Source organism: Micromonospora sp. KC207 (assembly GCF_004348615.1).
Lineage (GTDB): Bacteria > Actinomycetota > Actinomycetes > Mycobacteriales > Micromonosporaceae > Micromonospora.
Window position 1 is genome coordinate 1 of sequence record NZ_SMKJ01000395.1, and the last position, 4,869, is coordinate 4,869.

Genomic DNA, 4,869 nt, shown 5'->3' on the forward strand with positions numbered 1-4,869 from the left:
GTGGTGGACACCACCGGCCGGCCGGAATTGCCGGGCCGGATCACCGGCCGCCCGACGGGGTTGGGGACCCGACCGGGGGGTGTGGGAACCCGACCGGGGGGTGTCGGCATCCGACCGGCCTGCGTGCGCGCCGCAGGGGCGGCGGGCCGGTCGGCGCGCGACGGACCGGTCGCCGTGAACGGGAACGGCACGTGTACGAACGGGTTGCCGTGCCGGATCAGGGCGTCGATCTGACGCCCGTTGAGGCCGTGGGCCTCCAGCACCCGCCGGCCCCACCGGTGCAGCCGGCAGGGGTACGACGCGCCGTCGTTGCGGCACAGCGGCCCCGACGGCCACTCCTCGGCGGTGTGCACCACCACCGCCCGGACCGCGAGCCGGACGTCCTCGGGTGTCAGGGATGCCGGGACCGGCACCTCACCCAGCACTTGGTCGATGGGATCCGTCGACTGCTCACCAACTCGCACGGCAGGCCTCCCGCAGCTCGGCAGCAGTGCGGCCGACCCGCCGCACCACATCCTCGCGCAGTGGTACGGCGCACGGGGGCGATGAGTTCAATCGCGGCAGGCGGTTCGGCAGATCCTCCGTCGACAGCGCCCGCACCCCGTCGAAGCGGCCCTTGCGCAGCCGCTCCGGGCACGGGTGGTTTCACCCCCGTAAAGTTCCCCGGCGCTCTCCCGGTGTTCACACCCGCGCCGCTAACATCGCTGACCATGGATACAAAGGGCGTCACCCGCTCGCGGTCCGGGCGGTTGATCACGGCGTTCGCACTGGTCGTCACACTGGTGGCACCCGTCGTGTCGAGCACCTCCGCTTCGGCGACGACCACGCTGACCGTGGCCCAGGCGCTGGCCGCCCAGGACGGCCGCACGGCCACCGTCACCGGGTACGTCATCGGCCAGCCGACGGCGGCGACCACGGTGATCACCTCCGGCTACACGGCGGACACGGCAATCGCCATCGCCGACACCGCCGCCGAGACCGGCACGAGCAGGATGCTCTACGTCCAGGTGACGACCGCGTACCGGAGCACCTTCGGGCTGCTGACCAACCCGGGGCTGCGCGGCAAGCAGATCACCACCACCGGGACGCTGACCGCGTACTTCAGTCACGGCGGGCTGAAGAGCCCGACCACGATGAGCCTCGGCGGCGGCACCCCGAGCCCGACGCCGACGGCCCCGCCCACCGCGGCGCCCAGCCCGACCGGCGGCGGGCCGTACGACTCGACGTACTACGCCAGCGCGATCGGCAAGACCGGGACCGCGCTGCGCAGCTCCCTGCACGCCATCATCAGGACGCAGACGAAGCTCAGCTACGACCAGGTGTGGGAGGCGTTGAAGGACACCGACCAGGACCCGGCCAACGCCAACAACGTCCTGTTGCTCTACACCGGCCGCTCGCAGAGCAAGACCAGCACCGGCGGCGGCGCGGACGACTGGAACCGCGAGCACGTCTGGGCCAAGTCGCACGGCGACTTCGGCACCGCCACCGGGCCCGGCACCGACGTGCACCACCTGCGCCCCGAGGACGTCTCGGTGAACTCGACGCGCGGGAACAAGGACTTCGACACCGGTGGCAGCGCCGTCCCGGAGGCCCCCGGCTGCTACACCGACGCCGACTCGTTCGAGCCGCGCAACGCGGTCAAGGGCGACGTCGCCCGCATGATCATGTACATGGCGATCCGGTACGAGGGCGACGACGGCTGGCCGAACCTGGAGATGAACCACTCCGTCTCCAACGGCACGTCCCCGTACCTGGGCAGGCTGTCGGTGCTGCTCGCCTGGAACCGGGCCGACCCGCCGGACGCCTTCGAGCAGCGCCGCAACCAGCGCATCTACGAACGCTGGCAGGGCAACCGCAACCCGTTCGTCGACCACCCGGAGTGGGCCACCGCCATCTGGGGCTGACCCGCGCCCCGGGCCGCCCGGTTGTCGAGATCACCCGACCCGGACCGCGCGGAACCGACAGGCTGGGGTAGGACAGCCGGGTGGCACGGCCCGGTCGCGCGGCCTCCGCGCGCCCACGGGCCCCTGACGATGGGAGAGACTGCCGAGATGGCGAACACGGTTCCCGACATTGCGCTCAACGACGGCAACACCATCCCCCAGCTCGGCTTCGGGGTGTACCTGATCCCGCCGCAGGACACCGCCGAGGCCGTCGGCCGGGCCCTGGAGATCGGCTACCGGCACATCGACACCGCCGAGATGTACGGCAACGAGGCCGAGGTCGGCCAGGCGGTGCGCGACTCTGGCCTGGACCGGGACGACGTCTTCGTCACCAGCAAGCTGAACAACAGCTTCCACCGCCCGGACGACGCCCGTCGGGCGTTCGACGCCACGTTGGCGGCGCTGAACATGGACCACATCGACCTGTTCCTGATCCACTGGCCGCTGCCCACCCGCTACGACGGCGACTTCGTCTCCACCTGGAAGGTGCTGGAGGAGTTCCGCCGCGACGGCCGGGCCCGCTCGATCGGCGTGTCGAACTTCCAGGTGCCGCACCTGGAGCGGCTGGCCGCCGAGGCGGACGTGGTCCCGGCGGTCAACCAGATCGAGGTGCACCCGTACCTCGGCAACGAGGAGGTGCGCGCGTACGGCCACAGGCACAACATCCTCACCGAGGCGTGGTCGCCGATCGCCCAGGGCAAGGTGCTCGACGACCCGACCCTGATCGACATCGCCGAACAGCTCGGTCGGACCGTGTCCCAGGTGGTGCTGCGCTGGCACGTGCAGCGCGGCGACATCGTCTTCCCCAAGTCGGTCAACCCGGAGCGGATGGCGGAGAACTTCCAGATCTTCGACTTCGAGCTGGACGACGCGACGATGGACCGGATCACCGTCCTTGACCGGGGCGAGGCGGGCCGACAGGGCCCGCACCCGGACACCTTCGACTACGTGCCCGCCTGAGCACGGTGCGCCGGAGCGGCCGTTTCCGTCACCGGTCGAAGTTGTCCGGCAGGTGGATGCGGTCGGCGGGCACCCCGGCGGCGAGCAGCCGCAGCCGCGCCCCGGCCACCATCGGCGGCGGCCCGCACAGGTGGACCTCCTGATCGGCCGTGTGGTGACGCAGGGCGACGGTGAGCGCGTCGCCCTGCTCGGCCGCGCCGGCCGCCGGGTCGTGGGAGTACGCGGGCACCACGGTCAGCCACTCGTGGGCGGCCTCCAACTCCCTTAGGGTGGCCCGGTCGTACAGGGCTGCCGGGGTGCGGGCCCCGGCGACCAGGGTCACCCGCCGGCCGTCCGGGGCGGCGGCGAGCTGCTCGACGAGGGCGCGCAGCGGCGCGAGCCCGGTGCCGCCGGCGACGAGCAGCAGGTCGTGCCAGGGACTGGGGTCGAGCAGCAGGCTGATCCCGCAGGGCGGGCCGAGCAGGAGCGACTCACCGGGGCGTACCTCGCCGACGAGGGTGCCGGAGACGGCGCCTGCGGCGACGGCGCGCACGTGCAGCTCGACGGTGCCGTCGGGGCGGGGCGCGTTCGCCGGGGAGTACCACCGCCAGACGCCGGGACGGCGCGGGGTGCAGACGGGCACCGCCTGCCCCGGCCGGTACGGCAGCGGTCGCCGCGGGCGTACGGTGAGCACGGCGACGCCGTCGGCGGCCGGGTCGCGGGCGACCACCTCGGCGGGCCACCACGCCGGCCCGTCGCCGACCCGGGCGGCGGCCCGGCGCACGGCGGTGACCGCCCGCCGGAACCCGCGCTCCCAGTCGGCGGCGAGGGCGCTCGCCCAGTGTGCCCGGTTCTCCCGGGCGACGGTGGCGAGCAGCGCGTCGCCGAGCACGTCGGCGTGCTGCGGCAGCAGGCCGACGCGGCGGTGGGCCCGGGCCAGGACCGCCAGCGCCGCGGCCCGCCCGGACGCGTCGTCTACGCCACCGGCCAGCCGGCCCAGCGCGGCGAAGACCACTGTGTGCTCCCGCCCGCCGAGCAGCCCGGGCAGGCGATCACTCACGGTGTCCAGAAAGTTGGCGGCGGCCCGGTCAACGGCGGCGACGGTCGCCGCCCAGGAGGGCCCGAGGTCGGCGCTCACCTCCTGGATCGTTCCCGCCACCGTGACTGTCGGCCCCGCTCGCAGCTCCGTCGTGTTCACGGCCATGGGTACGAGAGGTGGCCATCGACGGTTCACCGCCTTGACTGATGGTGATGCGATGATGACCCAAGGTTCGCCGCGGTCCCGCCGCCCTTGAGCCAGGACCCTGCACGGTCGGGCGGCAACATCAGGCCGGACATCCATACCCATCGACATTGTTCGACGTCTACGCTGCCTTCCATGCGTGCCCGCCGCGTCACCGCCACAGCCGCCGTCGCCGCCCTACTGAGCCTGCTCGCCGTCACCGCCGCCCGGGCCGATGACGGCCCGGCCCTCACCACGCCCGGCGCGCCCGTCGTCGTGGCCAACGAGCCGCACCAGCTCACCCTCACCTGGGCGCCATCGGCCTGGGTGGGCGAGCCGGGCGGCACGGAACCCATCACGTACCAGGTGCTGGTGCCGCTGGGCCCCAACACGTACCGGGGTCTGGGCAGCACACAGACGCCCTCGATCACCCTGACCGACCTGCCGCCGGGCACCGAGTACCGGATCGCGATCCAGGCGTACACCATCGGCGGATACTCGGACACGTCGGCGGCCACCGCCCTGCGCACCGCCTACGGCCGGGCGAAGGTCAGCTACCTCAACCTCGACTGGTCGCCGACGGACAACCAGGTCCAGTTCGTCGCGCAGGTCGTCAACACCGGCACGCAGCCGCTCGACCTGAGCACCGTCCGGGTGGACTACCACCTGCGCTTCGAGGGCGGCAACACCTCGCTGGTGACCCAGTGCGACTGGGCGGCGATGGGCTGCGGCCGGATCGAGCGGCAGCTCTACTACTACCTGCCG

The 4,869-nt window shown here is 72.7% G+C and carries 5 protein-coding genes; 3 read left to right on the forward strand and 2 right to left on the reverse strand.

Translation table 11 applies throughout. The features are described from left to right. Positions 1-425 (reverse strand): hypothetical protein (locus E1258_RS29905; RefSeq protein ID WP_243715780.1); only part of this gene is annotated, 425 nt, incomplete at its 3' end. A gap of 285 nt (positions 426-710) precedes the next feature. On the opposite strand from E1258_RS29905, the gene E1258_RS29910 reads away from it, so the two are divergent. Both E1258_RS29910 and E1258_RS29915 read left to right on the forward strand, forming a co-directional pair. Next, positions 711-1,904, forward strand: coding sequence for an endonuclease (locus tag E1258_RS29910; RefSeq protein ID WP_132407003.1), 1,194 nt, complete (start codon positions 711-713; stop codon positions 1,902-1,904). 147 nt (positions 1,905-2,051) lie between these two features. Continuing rightward, entirely contained in the window at positions 2,052-2,903 is an 852-nt protein-coding gene (locus E1258_RS29915; RefSeq protein ID WP_132407006.1) for an aldo/keto reductase, read from the forward strand. A 28-nt stretch (positions 2,904-2,931) separates the two neighbouring features. On the opposite strand, the gene E1258_RS29920 is transcribed toward E1258_RS29915, so the two are convergent. Continuing rightward, positions 2,932-4,020 carry an FAD-binding oxidoreductase gene (locus E1258_RS29920; protein WP_243715781.1) on the reverse strand — a complete coding sequence of 363 codons (1,089 nt, stop codon included), beginning with the start codon at positions 4,018-4,020 and terminating at the stop codon, positions 2,932-2,934. A gap of 240 nt (positions 4,021-4,260) precedes the next feature. Here E1258_RS29920 and E1258_RS29925 point away from each other — a divergent pair. Beyond that, a partial coding sequence (locus E1258_RS29925) for a fibronectin type III domain-containing protein (RefSeq protein ID WP_243715782.1) occupies positions 4,261-4,869 on the forward strand: 609 nt, incomplete at its 3' end.

What these genes read in the sequence shown, in the direction of transcription:
- E1258_RS29910 (WP_132407003.1), top strand. Translation starts at nt 711, where the DNA reads ATGGATACAAAGGGCGTCACCCGCTCGCGGTCCGGGCGGTTGATCACG.
- E1258_RS29915 (WP_132407006.1), top strand. Translation starts at nt 2,052, where the DNA reads ATGGCGAACACGGTTCCCGACATTGCGCTCAACGACGGCAACACCATC.